The sequence below is a fragment of the Variovorax paradoxus genome (genome assembly GCF_030811855.1).
GTDB lineage: Bacteria > Pseudomonadota > Gammaproteobacteria > Burkholderiales > Burkholderiaceae_C > Variovorax > Variovorax paradoxus_L.
In genome coordinates, this window is record NZ_JAUSRN010000002.1 from 120,422 (window position 1) to 137,802 (window position 17,381).

Consider the following 17,381-nt stretch of genomic DNA (forward strand, 5'->3'; position numbering starts at 1 on the left):
GCATTCAGCGCAAGAGCCCTGGACGCTTGACGCGCCCCAACCCCGGCTCGCCGAGGTCGAAGGTGGTCACGCCGTTCACGGTGGCATCGCTGCGCAAGGTTTCAGGATGCGCCAGCGTGCAGCGCATGTCGCGCGCACCGGCCTCCCAGTGCTCTTCGACCGCGGCGCGCGAGAACTCGTAGTCCTTCGATTCGAGCTCGTAGGGCTTGTCGCGGTAGATCAGGTGAAAGATGTCGATGGGATGGTGCGTGAGCTCGGCCTGCACCGCGAGCACCGAGGGGTCGTTGCGCAGGTGCGCGGGCAGCTTGGAGATCAGGTCTGCAATCGCTTGCTGAAGGTTCAGGTTGGCAGCCAGCGCATCGGTGTTCATGCGGGTGCGGCTCGAGTAGGTGATGTCCTTCTGCCGCTCCTGCACGCCCGCCAGCGTGCGCGGCATTTCGCCGCGCGCATTGAAAAGGTCGACCTGCAGCACCACCAGCGGCTCGGAGCGCGGATGGATGTCGAGCACGTATTGCAGCGGCGTGTTCGAGACGATGCCGCCATCCCAGTAGTCGTCGCCGTCGATGTGGACGGGAGCAAAGCCCGGCGGCAGCGCGCCGCTGGCCATGATGTGCTCCGGCCCGATGCGCTGGCGCGTGTTGTCGAAGTACACCGAGTTGCCGGTGCGCACGTCGACCGCGCCGACGCTGAAGCGTGCCTCGCACGCGTTGATGCGGTCGAAGTCGATCAGCCGTTCTAGCGTGAGCTTGAGCGGCGTGGTGTCGTAGTAGCTCAAGAGCGGTGCCGCGGCGCCCAGCAGCAGCGCGGGCGAGTAGCGCGGCTCGAAGAAGCCAGGAATACCCACTAGCGATGCCATGACCGCACTCCACTGGTTCTGTGCGGCGCGATCGCCAAGCCAGCCAGGCAGGCGCTGCGCCGGGCCGGATGAAACCAAGTGCCAAAACTCACGCAGCCGATCGACCCGCTGCTCGGGCGCATTGCCCGCGATCAGCGCCGCGTTGATTGCGCCGATCGAGACGCCCGCAATCCAGTGCGGCTGCAAATCAGTTTCGCTGAGCGCGGCATACACGCCGGCTTGATAGGCGCCGAGCGCGCCCCCTCCCTGCAGCACAAGGGCCTTGCGCGCGGCGCGCATGTCGTCGCGCCGTTCCTCGAAATTGTTGAGAGTCTTCTTGCGTGCGGTGCGGGGCTTCTGAGGCTTTGTCGTCATAGGGCTTCATTTGACACCAGCCCCGCGGCCGCAAGCTGACCAGCCACCTCACATCTTGGGCAGCATCTGTCCCCGGATTTCACCTGCAGGATTGGCAGCGGTGTGGATGTTGGCGTACCACTTGCCGGCCATCAGGTCGGCCGCCTGCGCCGGCGTGAGCGTGGCCTGGCCTTCGATCGGGCTCGCCGGATTGGCGAACGGCAGCGCCACGCCGGCATTGGCGCCCGCAGCGGCGGGCCCGTGGAAGTGACCGGCCGTGGCCGGGCCGCTCAGGCCGGTATAGGTGATCTTGTACTTCAGAACGTTCGTGTCCTTGTTGAGCCAGGCCTCCGCCATGCCGCTGCCGCGCGTCATGTTGGGCGGCACTTCGCTGGCGGCGTTCATGGCGCCGCTGAAGCTCGCGGTGTTCGACTTCGACATCATCCCGCATCCGGCGAGCGCGGCAGTGGCCAGGCCCGCAATGAGGGTTGCGCGCAAATAGGTGCCATATCGGTTCATGAGCTGTATCTCCTGAGTTATGAGGACCGCTACAGCATAGGCAGGCTGGGCGCATGACCTTGTCGGCCACCACCGCGACTTTGCGGGCTGAAAGAAAATGCGGCGATGACCTCCCCCGACTTCCCCACTGCCCTCGACATCGTCAACTTCTGGCGCGACGCCGGGCCCGAACGCTGGTTTGCCAAGAACGATGCTTTCGATGCCGAGTTCCGCACGCGCTTTCTCGGCGCGCACGAGGCGGCCGCCCGCGGCGAACTCGACCATTGGGCCAAGGAGCCCGAAGGCGCACTGGCCCTGCTGGTGCTGCTCGACCAGTTTCCGCGCAACACCTTTCGCGGCCACGCGCGCGCCTTCGCGACCGACCCAAAGGCGCTGGCCGTCGCCCGAGAAGCCATCGAGGCTGGCTTCGACCTCCAAGTCGACGAAGCCCTCCGGCGCTTTTTCTACCTGCCCTTCATGCACTCCGAATCGCTGGCGGACCAGGAGCGCTCGGTCGAGCTGAACGCCGCGCTCGATGCCAACACCCAGCGCTTTGCGGTCTTGCACCGCGACATCATTGCGCGCTTCGGCCGGTTTCCCCATCGCAACGCGCTGTTCGGGCGCACCACCACGGCGGAGGAACAGCGCTTCCTGGACGAAGGCGGCTTCGCGGGCTAGCTCTTCCGCGGCAGCGGCGCCGCACGTGTCGGCGAAGGATTGGCTGCCTCGCCGGCGTCCTTGGCGTGCTTGAGCGAGCCGTAGGTCTTGGCATACACCCAGGTGAACTCGGCCCCCAGGAGAAAGATCTGCGCCGAGTAGTACACCCACACCAGCACCACCACCAGCGAGCCCGCGGCGCCATAGCCCGAGGCCACGCTGCTCTTGCCGATGTACAGGCCGATGAGATGCTTGCCGACCGTGAAGAGCAGCGCCGTGACCGCGGCACCCACCCACACGTCGCGCCACTGCACCTTGGTGCGCGGCATGATCTTGTAGATCATCGCGAAGATCACCGTCACCATCGCAAAACTGAAGACGAAGTTCACAGCCTGCGCCAGGGTGGCCCAGGCGCCGAACACCGGCGACCACCATTTGCCGAGCGCCGCCAGTGCCGCGCTGGCCACCAGCGACACCATGAGCAGGAAGCCGATTCCCATGATCATGGTGAACGACAGCAGCCGCACGCGCAGGAGCGTGAACAGGCCCTTGTTCCTGGTGCGTGCCGGCGCGCGCCAGATGCGGTCGAGCGCATCCTGCAACTCGCCGAAGACCGTGGTCGCGCCGATCACCAGCAGTCCGACGCCGGCCACGGTGGCCACGACGCCTTCGGCCGGCTTGTTGACGGCCTGCAGCATGCCCTGCACCGCAGCCGCGCCTTGCGCGCCCATGAGGTCCGACAGCTGCAGGAAGATCTCACCGCGCGCAGCCTCCTGGCCGAACACCAGCCCCGCCACCGCAATCACGATCAGCAGCAGTGGCGCAATCGAGAACACCGTGTAGTAGGCCAGCGCCGCGCCCATGCTGGGCGCGTAGTCGTTCGACCACGAAGCGATGGCCTCCTTGCAGAGATCGAACAGCGCGCGTAGTTGCATGAGCATGGAGTCTCCCGTGGAGTGATGCAGGGGCATGTCAGCCCGATGCCCGGCACATTGCAGGCTTGGCTACGATAATCGCTCGCACATGCATCCGTCCCCTCCAGGCGCGGCAGCGCCGACCGTTCCTCCGCAACCGACGTCGCCACGCGACCTTTTTGTTTCATTCACCTGGCTTGCGCTGCAAGGATTCGGTGGCGTGCTGGCCATCGTCCAGCGCGAGATGGTCGAGAAAAAGCGCTGGCTCACGCCCGAGCAGTTTCTCGAAGATTGGGCCGTCGCCCAGGTAATGCCGGGCCCCAACGTGATCAACCTGGCCTTGATGATCGGCGACCGCTACTTCGGCCTGCGCGGCGCCGTGGCGGCAGTGGCGGGCATGCTCGCGATACCGCTGGTGGTCATTTTGGTGCTGGCCGTGCTCTACGCCCACTACGCCGCCAACCCGCAGGTGGCGGCCGCGCTGCGCGGCATGGGCGCGGTGTCGGGCGGGCTGATCGCGGCAACCGGCATCAAGCTGATTCCCCAACTGCGCAAGCACCCGCTGGGCTTTGCCACCTGCCTCGCGTTCGTCGCGCTGGTGTTCGGCGCCATCGCACTCTTCAAGATGCCGCTCGGCTGGGTGCTGCTGGCCGTAGGCGGCGTGGCTTGCGCGTGGACCTGGCGGAGGATCGGTTCATGAGCCATATTGCCATCGCCATGCAATGGCACGACTGGCTCGCGCTCTTCGGCCAATACATGCTGCTGTCGCTGCTGTCGATCAGCGGCGCCATTACCACCGTTCCAGACATGCATCGCTACCTTGTCGCCCAGCACGGCTGGCTCACCGACGCGCAGTTCAGCTCGTCGGTTGCCATCGCCCAGGCTGCGCCGGGACCGAACGTGCTCTTCGTCGCACTGATGGGCTGGAACGTCGGGCTCAACGCCGGCGGCGGCATTGGCGCCGGGCCGGCCGCCTGGCTGCTCGGCTTCTTCGGGCTCCTGGTCACCATGTTCGGCATCATGCTGCCGAGCACCACCCTCACCTACCTTGCCACGCGCTGGGGGCACCGCAACCGCGAGCGGCGCGGCGTTCGCGCCTTCAAGCAGGGCATGGCGCCGGTAGTGGTCGGCCTCCTCATCGCCACCGGCTGGGTGCTGGCAGCGGGTAACCATGCCGGCGACGCGCCCGCATGGCATTTGTGGCTGCTGAGCGCGGTGGCCGCGCTTATCGTCTGGCGCACACGCGTCCACCTGCTCTGGCTGCTGGGCGCGGGTGCGCTGCTCGGCGCCGTGGGCTTCGTCTGATCCTCGTCTCTTCAAGAAGGAAACAAACTCATGTCGCAACTTCGCTCGCTCGGCCGCTCCGGCCTCCTGGTTTCGCCGCTCGCCTTCGGCGGCAACGTGTTTGGCTGGACGGTGGACGAAGCCACTTCGTTCCGCCTGCTCGATGCCTGGCTCGACGCCGGATTCAACTTCGTCGACACGGCCGACGTCTATTCGAGCTGGGTGCCTGGGCACACCGGCGGCGAGTCCGAGACCATCATCGGTAAGTGGCTAAAACAGAGCGGCAAGCGCAACCGCGTGGTGCTGGCCACCAAGGTCGGCAAGCCGATGGGCGAAGGCAAGTCGGGTCTCTCACCGGCCTACATCCGCGAGGCGGTGGAAGCTTCGCTCAAACGCCTGCAGACGGATTTCATCGACCTGTACCAGTCGCACGACGACGATGCCGCGACGCCGCTCGAAGAATCGCTGGGCGCCTTCGACGAGCTCGTCAAGGCCGGGAAGGTGCGGGCCATCGGCGCCTCGAACTACAGCGCACCCCGGTTGGCCGAGGCGCTCGACATCTCAGAACGGCTCGGCATTGCGCGCTATGAAAGCCTGCAGCCGCTGTACAACCTCTACGACCGCGCCGTGTTCGAAGATGCGCTGGAGCCGCTGTGCGTGAAGCGCGAAGTGGGCGTCATCAATTTCTATGCACTGGCCGCAGGCTTCCTGACCGGCAAGTACCGCACCGAAGCCGACGCGGCCAAGAGTGCGCGCGGCGCCAACACCACCAAGAAGTACCTGAACCCGCGCGGCCTGCGCATTCTCGAAGCGCTCGACAAGGTGGCGCAGCAGTACAACGCCAAGCCGGGCCAGGTGGCCATTGCATGGCAGATCGCGCGGCCTTCGGTCACGGCGCCAATCGCCAGCGCCACCTCTATCGCGCAGTTGGAGGAACTGGTGGTGGCCACCCAGCTGAAGCTCGATGCCGGCACCATCCAGATGCTGGACCGGGCCAGCGCCGAAGACGCGGCCTGAATCCCGCCGCCTAACTCCCGCCGCCTAACCGTCGACCGGATTCAACGGCGTCGAGAGAGTCCGCTGGTAGAAAGCCACGTCGAGCCAACGGCCGAACTTGAAGCCCGCCTGACGCACGGTGCCGGCATGCTCGAAGCCCAGCCGCTCGTGCAGGCCGATGCTGCCCACGTTCGCGGCGTCGATCGCGCCCACCATCACATGCACGTCGCGCGCAGCCGCCTCGGCAATGATCGCCTCCATGAGCGTGCGGCCCAGGCCCTCGCCGCGATGGCCGGCCTCCACATACACCGAATGCTCCACGGTGTACTTGTAGGCGGGAAAGGCGCGGAAGGTGCCGTAGCTCGCAAAGCCCAGCAGCTTGCCGTCGTCGTCTTCCGCGCCGATCACGGGAAACCCGTTGGCGCGCTTGGTGGCGAACCACGCGGCCATGCTCTCGGGCGTGCGGGGTTTGTAGTCGTACAGCGCGGTCGAGTTGGCGATGGCTTCATTGAGGATGGCGAGGATGGCGCCCGCGTGGGCTTCCTCGGTGCATGGGACCAGGTGCATGGGTGTTCCTTTTCGAGCGGGTAAGCAAAAAATCAAAAATAACAGCAGTAGGCAAGTTCCCACAGCGACTGGGGACGAAGGCCTCTGCTGGCCACGACATCGGCCGGGATACTGCAAGGCATCCAAAGCTTCCGGGGGAACAAGCATGTCCTTTGCGCTCTACATGATCGGTTTTCTGATTTTCCTGGCCGGCGTCGCCTGGGGCGCCTCGGTGGCCGGCGTGCCCACGCTCTACATCGGCATCGGCGCGCTCATCGTCCTGGGCATTGGCATCTTCAGCGCGGTGGCGCGCACGCGCAGCAAAGACCCGTCCTGAAGCCGCCGCGCTTCGAGTTCACACAGGCTTCACGCCGCGCGCACATGGCGTAGCTAACTTTCGCGTGCGCACCGCAAATCGCGGTGCACAACGCCGAAGTCAGCTCGCCCATGTCCGCTTCAAGTTCCTTTTCTCGCTTCGACACCCCTCCCTTTTTCGCCTGCCCTGCCCCTCCGGCGGCCGGGGAGCGCAGCTCGAATACCGTGGTCGACCTGCTCGTGGTCGGGGCGAGCTTCGCAGGGCTGGCCTGCGCCCGCGCCGCTGCATTGGCCGGGCTCAGCGTGATGGTGCTGGAGAAAAAGTCCAGCGCCGGCGCCAAGCTCCATACCACCGGGATCATCGTCAAGGATGCGGTCGACACGGTGCCCTGGCTCGCGGAAGTGCCGCCCGCCCTGGTGCGCCGCATCGACGGTGTGCGGCTCTATTCGCCCGACATGCGCCATGTGGACCTGCACGCGCCGGGCTATTGGTTCTGGGCCACCGACGCGCCCGCCCTGCTCGATTGGATGGTCGATTCCGCCCGTGCCAGCGGGGTTGACGTGCAGCTTGGTGCGCTGTTCGAACAGGCGCTGTGGATGAATGACCGCTGGGAGATCCCGCTGGCCCACGGCCCTTGCCGCGACACCTGCATTTCGGCCCGCTACATCGTGGGTGCAGACGGCCCGCATTCGCGCGTTGCCAAGGCCCTAGGGCTGTCGCGCAACACGCGCTTTCTCTACGGTGTCGAGCATGAATACCGGGGCGCGCGCATGGCGCCCGATTTTCTCCATTGCTTCGTCGACCGCCAACTGGCGCCGGGCTACATCGGATGGGCGCTCGACGGCGTCGGCGTGAGCCAGATCGGGCTTGCACGCCGCATGGGCACGCAGGCTGCACCGGCGCTTCGGATCGACCCGCTGCTGCGAAAGATTGCCTCGGTCGTCTCGCCAGGCGATGCGCCGCCCGTGGCGATTCGCGCGGGAATGATCCCGTGCGGCGGCGTGCTGCCCGTGGTCGCACGCGAACGCGCGCTGCTGGTGGGCGATGCGGCCGGCATGGTGTCGCCGGTCACGGCCGGCGGCATTCATACGGCGCTCCAGCATGGCGAGCGCGCCGGCGAGGCGATTGCGCGGTTCGTCCGTGGCGAGGTGGAAGACCCGGCGAGCTGGTTCGTGCGCAGCTATCCGCGCTTCCGGCTCAAGCGCGCGTTGCGCTGGGCTTTCGATCATTTCCAGAGCGATTGGATGTTCAACCGCCTGCTGGGTACGCCGCAGATGCGGCGCATGGCGGAACTCGTGTACTTCCACCGCAAGGCCAGCCCCTTGTCCAGGGGCTAGCAGCGCGTCATCAGGCGCCGCGCTGCCGCATCGCCTCGTAGAGGCACACCCCGCTGGCCACCGAAACGTTCAGGCTCTCCACCGCACCCGCCATCGGAATGCTCACCAGCTCGTCGCAGGTCTTGCGTGTGAGCTGCCGCATGCCCTCGCCTTCGGCGCCGAGCACCAGCGCCAGTGGCCGCTTGAAGTCGCTCTGGTAGAGGGTGCCGGGCGCATCGTCGCTCGTGCCGACGCACCAGATGCTGCGCTCCTTGAGTTCGTTCAGCGTGCGCGCCAGGTTGGTCACCATGAAGTACGGCACGGTTTCCGCGGCGCCGCTCGCCACCTTGGCGACCGTCGCGTTGATGCCGGCTGCGTGATCCTTGGGGGCGATGACCGCATGCGCGCCTGCGCCATCGGCCACGCGCAGGCAGGCGCCGAGGTTGTGCGGATCGGTCACGCCGTCGAGCACCAGCAGCAGGGGCACGGTGCCGGCCTCCTCGAGGCCTTCGAGCAATTCGTCGAGCGAGCGGACCTGCGCGATGGGTTCGACGCGCGCCACCACGCCCTGGTGGCCGTGGCTGCCGCTGAGCTTGGCGAGTCGGAGGCCGTCGGCCTCGACCAGCCGCACGCCGGCTTCTTGTGCGCGTGCGATGAACTGTTTCATGCGCGCGTCGCGCCGGCTGGTGTCGAACATCACTTCGAGCACCGATTTGGGCGCGGTCTTGATGCGCACGCCCACGGCATGGAAGCCGAAGATCACTTTGGGAGAAGACATCTGTCGATTATCGAGGGCTGCGCGCCCTCTCCTTCAGGCAATCGGTAATCCGCTGTGCGCCCGGGTCCGTTCGTCGTGCAGTTCCTGCACGGCCAGCGCATTCGGATGCACGCGCGCGCTGTTGCCGGCGCTCTCCAGGTATTGGCACGCGGCATGGCCCTCGGCGGCTTTTTCGTAGTGTGCGACCCAGGCATCGCGCACGGGCAGCTTCTCGGGCGACACGGGCCACACGCCCGGCCTCGGCCGGATGTGCTCGCCGATGCCGATGCGCCAGGGCTTGGCGCTCAGGCGGGCGCGAAAGCAGTTCTGGTTGCGGCACATGCGGGCGTAGGTCTTGTCCACGCCCAACGCGTGGAAGCAGTCCGCAACCGCCATGTCGGCCGGGCTGAAGACGTCGTGCATGGCGAGCACCCGGAAACCGGCTGGCGTGCGGTACAGGCGCAGGTGCCAGTCGGGATGCTGATGAACAAAGCGCCCGATCCGGTCGGCCGCGCGCTTCTCGGGCGCGGGGTTGCTGCTGGCCTCACCGCGCTTCTTGGCCAGGCCGATGCGGTAGGCGACGATGAAGACCACGATGGCGGCGATGAGCCCGCCCACCCACGTCTTGGCAGTCCAGCCGCCGACGACGCCTGCGATCAGCGCGGGCACCAGCGCAAAACCGAACACACTTCCGCGGAGGGGCTCATCGAAATCGATATCGACGAAGAGCACGTCGGGCGTGTTGAGACAGCGTGCGCCGTAGCTGTTGCGCGTGATGACGGTGTCGCCCTGCCGCTCGACGATTTCCTCGCGGATCGGCATGCCCTCGGCCCCGTTGTAGGCCAGCTTGCGCTCGCGGCGCTTGAGCGGCTCCCCCGCGGCGATGCGCTCGAACGCCTCTCGCGTGCGCTGGTCGGCATGCGCCTGCGCGGCGATCGGGCTGTCGTCGGACCAGCCGTAGCGCCGCACGGTGATCTGCTTGCCCGCCACCTGCTCCTGGATGCGGCCTTCGGCCCAGAACCGGGGGACGATCATGCTTCGAGCGAGGCCACCAGCACGGGCCTGGACTCGTTGAGCGCCATTTGCCCAGCCTCGATGGTGATGCGGCGTTCGCACTGGGCCGCAATGCCGCGGTCATGGGTGACGAGCACGAGCGTGGTGCCGAGCTCGCGGTTGAGGTCAAACATCAGCCGCATGACCTGCTCGCCGGTGGCGAAGTCGAGGCTGCCGGTGGGCTCGTCGGCCAGCAGCAGCGCCGGCTGCACCACGAAGGCCCGTGCGAGGGCCACGCGCTGCTGCTCACCGCCCGACAGCACCTTGGGGTAGTGGCCCAGGCGCTGCCCGAGCCCAACGCGCCCGAGCATCTCGGTGGCTGCCTTGCGCGCGTCCTTGCGGTCGGCCAGCTCGAGCGGCAGCATCACGTTCTCCAGGGCGCTCAAGTTGCCCAGCAGCTGGAAGCTCTGGAACACGAAACCCACGCGCTGGGCGCGCAGCGCGGCGCGCTCATCCTCGTCGATGGCGAAGATGTCGTCACCCGCCAGCCTGACGGTGCCGCGGGTGGGCGTGTCCAGGCCGGCGATGATCGACAGCAAGGTGCTCTTGCCCGAACCCGAGGCGCCGACAATGGCGGCAGTTTCCCGCGCCCCCAGGGTGAAATCGATGTTCTGCAAAATGTCGAGCGTGCCGGTCGAGTCGGTCACCGACTTGAACACGTGCTCGACAGCGACAATGGCATCAGGCGAGGGTTGGGACATGAAAAGGCTTTTCGTTTTGAATCGACGTGACTTTATCTTGGCCGCGGCCGCATTCGGCAGCGCAGGGACATCGGCGCTGGCGCACGCCCAGGCCGCACAGGCTGCGGCGCCCCGCCAGCCCGTGATTCTGGTGCTGGGCGATTCGCTGAGCGCCGAATACGGCTTGAAGCGCGGCGAAGGCTGGGTGCCCCTGCTCGAAAAGCGCCTCGTGGCGCAAAAGATCCCCGCCACAGTGGTCAATGCCAGCATCAGCGGCGACACCACCTCAGGCGGGCGGGCCCGCTTTGCCTCGCTGCTGGCGCAGCACAAGCCCAGCCACGTGGTGGTCGAGCTGGGCGCCAACGACGCGCTGCGCGGCCTGCCGCTGCAGAACACCGAGGACAACCTGCTGCAGATCACCAAGGCCGCGCAGGCCGCGGGCGCCAAGGTGCTGATCGTCGGCATCCAGGTGCCGCCCAATTACGGCGGCGACTACACGCGGCGCTTCGAGGCCGTGTTCGGCAAGGTGGCCGGCGCCACCAAGGCCGCGCTGGTGCCGTTCCTGCTCAAGGGGGTGGCCGACGCGCCCGATGCGCTCTCGCTGTTCCAGGCGGACCGAATCCATCCCACCGCCGCGGCCCAGCCGCAGCTGCTCGACAACGTCTGGCCGGAACTGCGCAAGCTGCTCGCGGCCAAATAGGCTGGGCTCAAAAGCAAAAAGCCGCTGCAAGCCCGAAGGCCTGCGGCGGCTTTTTCTCGTCGTGAGCCCGGTTGCGAAAAATCAACCGTTCTTGGTGGGCAGATCGGGGATGGTGGGCGGATCGCGTTCCAGCGAAGCGACATCTGTTTCCGGGTCGCCCGGCGCAAGACCATCGCTGCTTGGAGAGAGCTTCCGATTGGCCTTCTCGCGGAGCTTTTCTTCCTTCTTCTTCTTCTTGGCCAGTTCTTTCTGGCGCTTTTCGTAGCCGTAATTTGGTGTTGCCACTGCTTCTCCTTGAGGCGAGACAGTCCCGTTGACTGTGCGTCGCCTACTGTAAGCGATAACGGTGCGGTCTCAAGGCGGCGGGCGAGGTGTCGTTTCGAACTCGAACACACCTTTCAAAGCCGGATGGCGCCGGAACATGAACCAGCCCTAAGGCCGCTAGAGCCGCGCCAGTGCCTGTTGCAAGTCGGCCCGAAGGTCTTCCACGTCTTCGAGGCCGACCGAGAAGCGCACCAGCGTGCCCTTGTGCGGCCAGCGTGCCACGGCCTGGTCGCGCATCAGGCCGATGTCGTAGGGCACCACCAGGCTGACCGGGCCGCCCCACGAATACCCGAGTCGAAAGAGCTTCAGGCTGTCGCAGAAGCGGTCGACCTGCTCGGTGCTGAACTGCTCGTCGAACACGATCGAAAAGAGGCCGGCGGCCAGGTCGGATGCCCCGCACAGCGCACGCCAGTTGGCATGGCCGGGCGACTCTTCGAGGGCGGGGTGGAGCACCTGGGCGATCTCTTCGCGGCCGCTGAGCCAGCGCGCCAGTTCGCGCGCCGAACGGTCGTGCGCGGCATAGCGCAGCCCGATGCTGGGCAGCGAGCGCAGCAGCGTCTCCACGTCGCCCACGCCCACGCCGAAGCCCATGCGCATGTGGGTGAGCTTGAGCGCGCGATGCAGGCGCTCATCGCGGGTGACGACGCTACCCATCAGCACGTCGCCGCCGCCGCTCGGGTACTTGGTGAGCGCATGCACCGAAATGTCCACGCCCTGCCCGCTGCCATTGAAATCGAAAGGTGCGAAGGCCAGGCCCGCGCCCCAGGTGTTGTCCAGCGCGGTGACCACCCCGCGTGCGCGGCAGACGTTCACGAGCGCCGGCAGATCGGGAAACTCCATGGTCACCGAGCCCGCCGCCTCCACCCAAACCAGCCGCGTGCGGTCCGACAGCTTGGCCGCCAGGTCGGCTGGGTTCATTGCGTCGTACATGCGGTGCGTGATGCCAAAGTTGGCCAATTCGCCGGTGGCCAGCGCCTTGTTGGGGCCGTAGGCGTTGTCGGGAATCAGCACCTCGTCGCCGCTTTTCAGGAAGGCAAAGGACACCAGCGAAATGGCCGCGAGCCCGCTCGGCACCAAGAGGCACTCGGTCCCGCCTTCGAGCGTGGCCAGGCGCTCCTCGAGCGTGAAGGTGGTGGGCGTGCCGTGCAGGCCGTAGGTGTAGCCGGCCTTGGTCTTCCAGTCGCGTGCGCGCATGGCAGCCACGTCGGCGAAAAACACGGTCGAGGCCTTGTAGATGCCCGGCTGCGGCGCCGCAAAGTTTGCGGGCGGGGTGTAGGGGTGGTGGATCAGGGTCGTGGAAGGCTTGCTCATGTGCAGATGCTAGCGCGGCCGCCGCCCGGGCGAACGACCGGCCTGTGGCACCCCCACGGCTTGGGGCTTGAGAAAGCAGCCGTGCAGCGCCCAGAATGACGCACTGCCCTACTTCTTCTTAGTCCGGAAAGGCAACCCACATGGCAATCCACGAACTGTTCCCTTACCTGTGTGTCGACGACGCCGGCGCCGCCATCGAGTTCTACTGCAAGGTCTTCGAGGTGAAGGAGATCTTCCGCCTTGTAGAGCCCAGCGGCCGCATCGGGCATGCGGAACTCGACTTTCACAACGGCGCCATCCTCATGCTCTCCGACGAGTTTGCCGAATACGACATCCGCAGCGCCAAGACGCTCGGCGGCACCGCGGTGACGCTGCACCTGCATGTGGACGATGCGGATGCGGTGGTGGCCCGCGCCGTCGCGGCCGGTGCCACGCTGGACATGGCGCCGCAAGACCAGTTCTATGGGGAGCGATCCGGAGTGTTCCGCGACCCCTTCGGGCATCGCTGGAACGTGGGCCACAGCATTGAGAAGCTGACGCCGGAGGAAATGCAGCGGCGCTACACCGCAATGTTCGATTCGGCCGGTTGAGCGGGCAACCGGCGCGCGCGGATCAGCTCAGACCGACCACTTTTCGAGCAACTTCTCGGGGCCGAGCGCGTCATAGCCTTCGAAGGGCTGGTGGATCCACGGGTTCGTGGCCAGGTACTCGACCGAGTAGTCGGGCGTGAAGGTCGACAGGGCCTTGGTCCAGAGCACCGCACTGCGCAGCTCGCTGATGGGCTTGTAGTTGTTGCGCAGCATGTCCATGACCGCGTGCAGCGTGTGGCCCGAGTCGGCCAGGTCGTCCACCAGCAGCACCCTGCCCGCGATCTCGCCCTTAGGCGTGGTGATGAAGCGGGCGATGTCGAGGTGGCCTTGGACCGTGCCGGCATCGGCGCGGTACGAGCTGGTCGACATGATCGCCAGCGGCTTGTCGAAGATGCGCGAAAGCACGTCGCCGGGGCGCATGCCGCCGCGTGCCAGGCAAAGAATGGTGTCGAACTGCCAGCCCGACTGGTGAATCTTGATCGCGAGTTTCTCGATCAGGTTGTGGTACTCGTCGTAGCTGACGTAGAGATGCTTGCCGTCTTCGGTCAACATGGTGGGGTTCGTTCCTGGTCAGTCGGCAAGGTAGGGGTGGCGCATCATGATCGTGTGGTCGCGATCGGGGCTGGTCGACACCATGTGGATCGGCACGCCCGTGATCTGCTCGATGCGCTGCAGGTAGAGCCGCGCATTGACCGGCAGCTTGTCGTACTGCGTCACGCCGACCGTGCTTTCGGTCCAGCCTTCGAGGGTTTCGTAGATGGGTGTGCAGCGCTCGATTTCGTCGGCACCCATCGGCAGGATGTCGGTGGTTTCGCCGTCGAGTTCGTAGCCGGTGCAGAGTTCGAGCTTTTCGAGTCCGTCCAGCACGTCGAGCTTGGTGATGCACAGGCCCGACAGGCCGTTGACCTGCGCCGAGCGCTTCAGCAGCGCCGCGTCGAACCAGCCGCAACGGCGGCTGCGGCCGGTCGTCACGCCCTTTTCGGCGCCCACGGTGCTCATGTGGTAGCCGGGCGTACCCGGCGTGGCCCAGTCGAGCTCGGTGGGGAACGGACCGCCGCCCACGCGGGTGCAGTAGGCCTTGGTGATGCCCAGGATGTAGTGCAGCATGCCCGGGCCCACGCCCGAGCCGGCGGCGGCGTTGCCGGCCACGCAATTGCTCGAGGTGACGTACGGGTAGGTGCCGTGGTCCACGTCGAGCAGCGTGCCCTGCGCGCCTTCGAACAGCAGGTTGGCACCGGCCTTGTGTGCGTCGTTCAGTTCGCGCGAAACGTCGGCCATCATCGGCTTCAGCAGCACGGCGTGGCGCATGGCTTCGTCGAAGACCGTGTCGAAGTCGATGGCGGGGGCGCCGAGCACCTGGGTCAGCACGTGATTGTGCAGGTCGAGCAGCACGCGCAACTTGGTTGCAAAGCGCTCGGGGTGCTTCAGGTCCTGCACGCGCAGAGCGCGGCGGGCGATCTTGTCCTCGTAAGCTGGGCCGATGCCGCGGCCGGTCGTGCCGATCTTCTCGACGCCGCCCTTTTCGCGGTAGGTTTCGCGCGCAATATCGAGCGCCGCGTGGAACGGCAGGATCAGCGGGCATGCCTCGCTGATGCGCAGGCGCGAGCGCACTTCGACGCCGGCCTTCTCCAGCCCTTCGATTTCCTCGAAAAGCTTGGCCGCCGACAGCACGACGCCGTTGCCGATGTAGCACTTGACGCCCGGCCGCATGATGCCGCTGGGGATCAGGTGCAAGGCAGTTTTCACGCCGTTGATGACCAGCGTGTGGCCTGCGTTGTGGCCGCCCTGGAAGCGGACCACGCCCTGGGCGCTTTCGGTCAGCCAGTCGACCAGCTTGCCTTTGCCCTCATCGCCCCATTGGGTGCCGACGACGACCACGTTTCTTCCGGTGGTTACGCTCATGCTCGTTCCATTGCTTCAAAAATTCAGATCGCTCGGACTTGCCACTGCCCTGCTTGCTCGACGAGCTCGCGGTCGCAATGGAATTCATCGATTTCGCTGCCGTGTCCCGGCAGCACGCAGACCACGGTTTCACCGGCCTTGCGCAATGCGGCAATGGCTTGGCGCAGGCCGGCCGCATCGCTCCACGGCGCGCGGATGGCTGCGCGCAGCGGCCGTGCCGGCAGCACGCCGACCAGCTCCCGCACGTCGAGGCTGAAGCCCACAGCCGGGCGGTTGCGGCCGAACACCGCGCCGACTTCGTCGTAGCGCCCGCCGCGCACCAGCGCATCGGCCGCACCCGGCACGTAGATTCCGAAGCGCATGCCGCTGTAGTAGGCATAACCGCGCAGGTCGGCCAGGTCGAAGCTGATCTGCCGCGCCGAATCGCCCTGCAGGCTGGCGGCCAGCTGCTTCAGGCCGGCGAGCGCCGCGCTCACGGCGGGCGTGCCCTTGAGGGCCTTGGCCGCCTCGTCGAGCACCGACGCGTCGCCGTACAGCTGGACCAGCGCGCGCAAGCCGTCGCGCGACGCCGCCGGGAAGTCGCGCGTGAGCGCACGCAGTTCGCTCGCGTCCTTGGCCACCAGCGCCGCATGCACGCGCGCCAGCACCGCGGCATCGACCGGCACGCCCGCAAACAGCGCCCGCACGATGCGTGCATCTGCCAGGTCGACGATCAGGCCCTCGCCAATGCCGGAAGCATGCAGGCAGTCGAGCGCCAGCAGCAAGACCTCGGTGTCGGCTTCAAGGCCGGCATGGCCGTAGATCTCGGCGCCGAACTGCAGCGGCTCGCGGGTGGCATGCGGCCGGTCGGGGCGGGTGTGCAGTACCGGCCCGCAGTAGCACAGGCGCGCCACGCCTTCGCGGTTCAGCAGGTGGGCATCGATGCGCGCCACCTGGGGGGTGGTGTCGGCTCGCAGGCCCATGCTGCGGCCGGAGAGCTGGTCCACGAGCTTGAAGGTTTGGAGGTCGAGCGCCTCGCCGGTGCCCGAAAGCAGCGACTCGAGATGCTCGAGCAGCGGCGGCATTACCAGCTCGTAGCCATAGCCACGGGCGGTATCGAGCAGCTGGCGTCGAAGTTCTTCGATGTGGCGCGCCTCGGAAGGCAGCACATCGGCAATGTGATCCGGGAGGACCCAGGCGGACATGGGGATCGGGGGCGTGGTTAAACCGGGATTCTACCGGGACGCGCTACCCCATTAGCCAAAGCAGAAACAAACCCAGCAAGATGCTGCAAAGTCCGAAGAAACGCAGTTGGCCGTCGCGCAGCTGCATGAGCTGGGTGAAGCCGCGCCGCCAGCCGCCCGGCGACACGAAAGGCAGGATGCCTTCGATCACCAGGACCAGTGCCAGCGCGCTCCAGAATATTTCGGCGCTCACGCGAAAGCCCGGCCCGAAGCCCTAGCGGCGCGGCGCGTTGCCCGCTGGCGTACCGGAACTCTGCATGGCCCGGAAGAAGTCCGACGACGGGTCGACCACCATCACGTCGCTCTTCTTGTTGAAGCTCTGCTTGTAGGCTTCCAGGCTGCGGTAGAACTGCGCAAACTGGGCGTCGCGGCCAAAGGCATCGCTGTAGGCGGAAGCGGCCTGGGCATCGCCCTCGCCCTTGATCTTCTGGGCGTCGCGGTAGGCGTTCGCCACGATCACTTCGCGCTGGCGGTCGGCGTCGGCGCGGATCTTTTCGCCTTCGGCATAGCCGGTCGAGCGCAGTTCGTTGGCAACGCGCTTGCGTTCGGCCTCCATGCGGCGATAGACCGATTCGGTGATGGCTTCCACATAGTCGACTCGCGTGATGCGTACGTCGACCACGTCCACGCCCCAGGGCTTGGCGCCCTTCACCACGGCCAGCACTTCGCGCTGCACATCGGCCATGAGGGCTTCGCGGCGCACCGAGATCAGGTCGCGCACGGTGCGCTTGTTGACGTTTTCCTGGAAGGCGTTGCGCACCACGCGGTTGAGCTGCATGGCGCCCGCGTTCTCGTCGAGGCCGACGTTGCGGATGTAGGCCTGCGGATCGGTGATGCGCCAGCGCACGTACCAGTCGATCACCACACGCTGCTTCTCGGCCGTGAGCATGGGCTCGGTGTCCAGGCTGGAGAGCGTGAGCAGCCGCTTGTCGATGTACGACACGTTCTGGAACGGCGGCGGCAGCTTGAAGTTCAGGCCCGGCTCGGTGATGACCTGCTTGATCTGGCCCAGGGCGTAGACCACGCCGAACTGGCGCTGGTCGACGACGAAGAGGGTCGAGCTCAGCAGCACCAGCAGCACGAGGATCGACGAGGCGATGAATCCGATTCTGTTCATGTTCTTCT

General features: G+C 66.5%; 22 protein-coding genes. 8 read left to right on the forward strand and 14 right to left on the reverse strand.

Annotated features, from left to right (window positions below):
* Positions 1-4: 4 nt before the first annotated feature.
* Positions 5-1,210, reverse strand: a complete 1,206-nt coding sequence (locus tag J2X92_RS05430) for a patatin-like phospholipase family protein (RefSeq protein WP_307574042.1) — start codon at positions 1,208-1,210, stop codon at positions 5-7.
* Between the two features lie 48 nt (positions 1,211-1,258).
* Positions 1,259-1,708, reverse strand: coding sequence for a CHRD domain-containing protein (locus J2X92_RS05435; RefSeq protein ID WP_307574044.1), 450 nt, complete (start codon positions 1,706-1,708; stop codon positions 1,259-1,261).
* 105 nt (positions 1,709-1,813) lie between these two features.
* On the opposite strand from J2X92_RS05435, the gene J2X92_RS05440 reads away from it, so the two are divergent.
* Positions 1,814-2,365 carry a DUF924 family protein gene (locus J2X92_RS05440; protein ID WP_307574045.1) on the forward strand — a complete coding sequence of 184 codons (552 nt, stop codon included), beginning with the start codon at positions 1,814-1,816 and terminating at the stop codon, positions 2,363-2,365.
* Here the strand turns inward: J2X92_RS05440 and J2X92_RS05445 are convergent.
* Entirely contained in the window at positions 2,362-3,285 is a 924-nt protein-coding gene (locus J2X92_RS05445) for a YihY/virulence factor BrkB family protein (RefSeq protein ID WP_307574046.1), read from the reverse strand. The genes J2X92_RS05440 and J2X92_RS05445 overlap by 4 nt on opposite strands.
* Positions 3,286-3,367: 82 nt before the next feature.
* On the opposite strand from J2X92_RS05445, the gene J2X92_RS05450 reads away from it, so the two are divergent.
* The 3 genes from J2X92_RS05450 to J2X92_RS05460 are packed head-to-tail and all read left to right on the forward strand — an operon-like array spanning position 3,368 to position 5,559.
* On the forward strand, positions 3,368-3,958 hold the full coding sequence (locus J2X92_RS05450) for a chromate transporter (RefSeq protein ID WP_307574047.1): 591 nt from the start codon (positions 3,368-3,370) through the stop codon (positions 3,956-3,958).
* Complete coding sequence (locus tag J2X92_RS05455; protein WP_307574049.1) at positions 3,955-4,563, forward strand: chromate transporter; 609 nt, start codon at positions 3,955-3,957, stop codon at positions 4,561-4,563. Before J2X92_RS05450 ends, J2X92_RS05455 begins: the two co-directional genes overlap by 4 nt.
* Positions 4,564-4,593: 30 nt before the next feature.
* Positions 4,594-5,559: an aldo/keto reductase gene (locus J2X92_RS05460; RefSeq protein ID WP_307574050.1), complete on the forward strand. Its 966-nt coding sequence runs from the start codon at positions 4,594-4,596 to the stop codon at positions 5,557-5,559.
* A gap of 24 nt (positions 5,560-5,583) precedes the next feature.
* On the opposite strand, the gene J2X92_RS05465 is transcribed toward J2X92_RS05460, so the two are convergent.
* The gene (locus J2X92_RS05465) at positions 5,584-6,105 is read right to left on the reverse strand and encodes a GNAT family N-acetyltransferase (RefSeq protein WP_307574051.1); all 522 of its coding nucleotides are present in this window, start codon (positions 6,103-6,105) and stop codon (positions 5,584-5,586) included.
* A gap of 145 nt (positions 6,106-6,250) precedes the next feature.
* Between J2X92_RS05465 and J2X92_RS05470 the strand changes: the two genes are divergently transcribed.
* Both J2X92_RS05470 and J2X92_RS05475 read left to right on the forward strand, forming a co-directional pair.
* Positions 6,251-6,421, forward strand: a complete 171-nt coding sequence (locus tag J2X92_RS05470) for a hypothetical protein (protein ID WP_307574053.1) — start codon at positions 6,251-6,253, stop codon at positions 6,419-6,421.
* Between the two features lie 203 nt (positions 6,422-6,624).
* Positions 6,625-7,737, forward strand: a complete 1,113-nt coding sequence (locus J2X92_RS05475) for an NAD(P)/FAD-dependent oxidoreductase (RefSeq protein WP_307574055.1) — start codon at positions 6,625-6,627, stop codon at positions 7,735-7,737.
* Positions 7,738-7,747: 10 nt separating this feature from the next.
* Here the strand turns inward: J2X92_RS05475 and rlmB are convergent, their stop codons facing one another.
* Genes rlmB through J2X92_RS05490 form a run of 3 tightly spaced genes read right to left on the reverse strand, consistent with a single transcriptional unit; the run spans position 7,748 to position 10,227 of the window.
* On the reverse strand, positions 7,748-8,494 hold the full coding sequence (gene rlmB, locus J2X92_RS05480; protein WP_307574057.1) for a 23S rRNA (guanosine(2251)-2'-O)-methyltransferase RlmB: 747 nt from the start codon (positions 8,492-8,494) through the stop codon (positions 7,748-7,750).
* A 33-nt stretch (positions 8,495-8,527) separates the two neighbouring features.
* A complete protein-coding gene (locus J2X92_RS05485) occupies positions 8,528-9,508 on the reverse strand; it encodes a hypothetical protein (RefSeq protein WP_307574060.1) in 981 nt (326 codons plus the stop codon).
* Positions 9,505-10,227 (reverse strand): ABC transporter ATP-binding protein, encoded by a 723-nt coding sequence (locus J2X92_RS05490; protein WP_055796394.1) that lies wholly within the window; start codon positions 10,225-10,227, stop codon positions 9,505-9,507. Before J2X92_RS05490 ends, J2X92_RS05485 begins: the two co-directional genes overlap by 4 nt.
* On the opposite strand from J2X92_RS05490, the gene J2X92_RS05495 reads away from it, so the two are divergent.
* A complete protein-coding gene (locus tag J2X92_RS05495) occupies positions 10,226-10,906 on the forward strand; it encodes an arylesterase (RefSeq protein ID WP_307574062.1) in 681 nt (226 codons plus the stop codon). The two genes, J2X92_RS05490 and J2X92_RS05495, sit on opposite strands and share 2 nt — an antisense overlap.
* 81 nt (positions 10,907-10,987) lie before the next feature.
* Here J2X92_RS05495 and J2X92_RS05500 read toward each other — a convergent pair whose 3' ends face one another.
* Together J2X92_RS05500 and J2X92_RS05505 are read right to left on the reverse strand one after the other, a co-directional pair.
* Positions 10,988-11,191 (reverse strand): hypothetical protein, encoded by a 204-nt coding sequence (locus tag J2X92_RS05500; protein WP_307574064.1) that lies wholly within the window; start codon positions 11,189-11,191, stop codon positions 10,988-10,990.
* Positions 11,192-11,347: 156 nt separating this feature from the next.
* Positions 11,348-12,541, reverse strand: a complete 1,194-nt coding sequence (locus J2X92_RS05505; RefSeq protein ID WP_307574065.1) for a cystathionine beta-lyase — start codon at positions 12,539-12,541, stop codon at positions 11,348-11,350.
* A 140-nt stretch (positions 12,542-12,681) separates the two neighbouring features.
* Between J2X92_RS05505 and J2X92_RS05510 the strand changes: the two genes are divergently transcribed.
* Positions 12,682-13,131 carry a VOC family protein gene (locus tag J2X92_RS05510; RefSeq protein ID WP_307574067.1) on the forward strand — a complete coding sequence of 150 codons (450 nt, stop codon included), beginning with the start codon at positions 12,682-12,684 and terminating at the stop codon, positions 13,129-13,131.
* A 27-nt stretch (positions 13,132-13,158) separates the two neighbouring features.
* Here J2X92_RS05510 and J2X92_RS05515 read toward each other — a convergent pair whose 3' ends face one another.
* The 5 genes from J2X92_RS05515 to hflC are packed head-to-tail and all read right to left on the reverse strand — an operon-like array spanning position 13,159 to position 17,373.
* On the reverse strand, positions 13,159-13,683 hold the full coding sequence (locus J2X92_RS05515) for a phosphoribosyltransferase (protein ID WP_055796376.1): 525 nt from the start codon (positions 13,681-13,683) through the stop codon (positions 13,159-13,161).
* An 18-nt stretch (positions 13,684-13,701) separates the two neighbouring features.
* Positions 13,702-15,033: an adenylosuccinate synthase gene (locus J2X92_RS05520; protein WP_307574069.1), complete on the reverse strand. Its 1,332-nt coding sequence runs from the start codon at positions 15,031-15,033 to the stop codon at positions 13,702-13,704.
* A 23-nt stretch (positions 15,034-15,056) separates the two neighbouring features.
* On the reverse strand, positions 15,057-16,217 hold the full coding sequence (locus J2X92_RS05525; protein WP_307574071.1) for an ATP phosphoribosyltransferase regulatory subunit: 1,161 nt from the start codon (positions 16,215-16,217) through the stop codon (positions 15,057-15,059).
* A gap of 43 nt (positions 16,218-16,260) precedes the next feature.
* Positions 16,261-16,449, reverse strand: a complete 189-nt coding sequence (locus tag J2X92_RS05530) for a DUF2065 domain-containing protein (RefSeq protein WP_307574072.1) — start codon at positions 16,447-16,449, stop codon at positions 16,261-16,263.
* A 21-nt stretch (positions 16,450-16,470) separates the two neighbouring features.
* Positions 16,471-17,373 carry a protease modulator HflC gene (gene hflC, locus J2X92_RS05535; protein ID WP_307574073.1) on the reverse strand — a complete coding sequence of 301 codons (903 nt, stop codon included), beginning with the start codon at positions 17,371-17,373 and terminating at the stop codon, positions 16,471-16,473.
* Between the last annotated feature and the right edge of the window lie 8 nt (positions 17,374-17,381).

Bases quoted from the DNA above. Each gene is read 5' to 3' on its own strand.
- J2X92_RS05435 (WP_307574044.1), bottom strand. From the start codon at position 1,708: ATGAACCGATATGGCACCTATTTGCGCGCAACCCTCATTGCGGGCCTG.
- J2X92_RS05460 (WP_307574050.1), top strand. From the start codon at position 4,594: ATGTCGCAACTTCGCTCGCTCGGCCGCTCCGGCCTCCTGGTTTCGCCG.
- J2X92_RS05470 (WP_307574053.1), top strand. From the start codon at position 6,251: ATGTCCTTTGCGCTCTACATGATCGGTTTTCTGATTTTCCTGGCCGGC.
- J2X92_RS05495 (WP_307574062.1), top strand. From the start codon at position 10,226: ATGAAAAGGCTTTTCGTTTTGAATCGACGTGACTTTATCTTGGCCGCG.
- J2X92_RS05445 (WP_307574046.1), bottom strand. From the start codon at position 3,285: ATGCTCATGCAACTACGCGCGCTGTTCGATCTCTGCAAGGAGGCCATC.
- J2X92_RS05440 (WP_307574045.1), top strand. From the start codon at position 1,814: ATGACCTCCCCCGACTTCCCCACTGCCCTCGACATCGTCAACTTCTGG.
- J2X92_RS05430 (WP_307574042.1), bottom strand. From the start codon at position 1,210: ATGACGACAAAGCCTCAGAAGCCCCGCACCGCACGCAAGAAGACTCTC.
- rlmB (WP_307574057.1), bottom strand. From the start codon at position 8,494: ATGTCTTCTCCCAAAGTGATCTTCGGCTTCCATGCCGTGGGCGTGCGC.
- J2X92_RS05485 (WP_307574060.1), bottom strand. From the start codon at position 9,508: ATGATCGTCCCCCGGTTCTGGGCCGAAGGCCGCATCCAGGAGCAGGTG.
- J2X92_RS05515 (WP_055796376.1), bottom strand. From the start codon at position 13,683: ATGTTGACCGAAGACGGCAAGCATCTCTACGTCAGCTACGACGAGTAC.
- J2X92_RS05455 (WP_307574049.1), top strand. From the start codon at position 3,955: ATGAGCCATATTGCCATCGCCATGCAATGGCACGACTGGCTCGCGCTC.
- J2X92_RS05490 (WP_055796394.1), bottom strand. From the start codon at position 10,227: ATGTCCCAACCCTCGCCTGATGCCATTGTCGCTGTCGAGCACGTGTTC.
- J2X92_RS05510 (WP_307574067.1), top strand. From the start codon at position 12,682: ATGGCAATCCACGAACTGTTCCCTTACCTGTGTGTCGACGACGCCGGC.
- J2X92_RS05520 (WP_307574069.1), bottom strand. From the start codon at position 15,033: ATGAGCGTAACCACCGGAAGAAACGTGGTCGTCGTCGGCACCCAATGG.
- J2X92_RS05465 (WP_307574051.1), bottom strand. From the start codon at position 6,105: ATGCACCTGGTCCCATGCACCGAGGAAGCCCACGCGGGCGCCATCCTC.
- J2X92_RS05525 (WP_307574071.1), bottom strand. From the start codon at position 16,217: ATGTCCGCCTGGGTCCTCCCGGATCACATTGCCGATGTGCTGCCTTCC.
- J2X92_RS05505 (WP_307574065.1), bottom strand. From the start codon at position 12,541: ATGAGCAAGCCTTCCACGACCCTGATCCACCACCCCTACACCCCGCCC.
- J2X92_RS05450 (WP_307574047.1), top strand. From the start codon at position 3,368: ATGCATCCGTCCCCTCCAGGCGCGGCAGCGCCGACCGTTCCTCCGCAA.
- hflC (WP_307574073.1), bottom strand. From the start codon at position 17,373: ATGAACAGAATCGGATTCATCGCCTCGTCGATCCTCGTGCTGCTGGTG.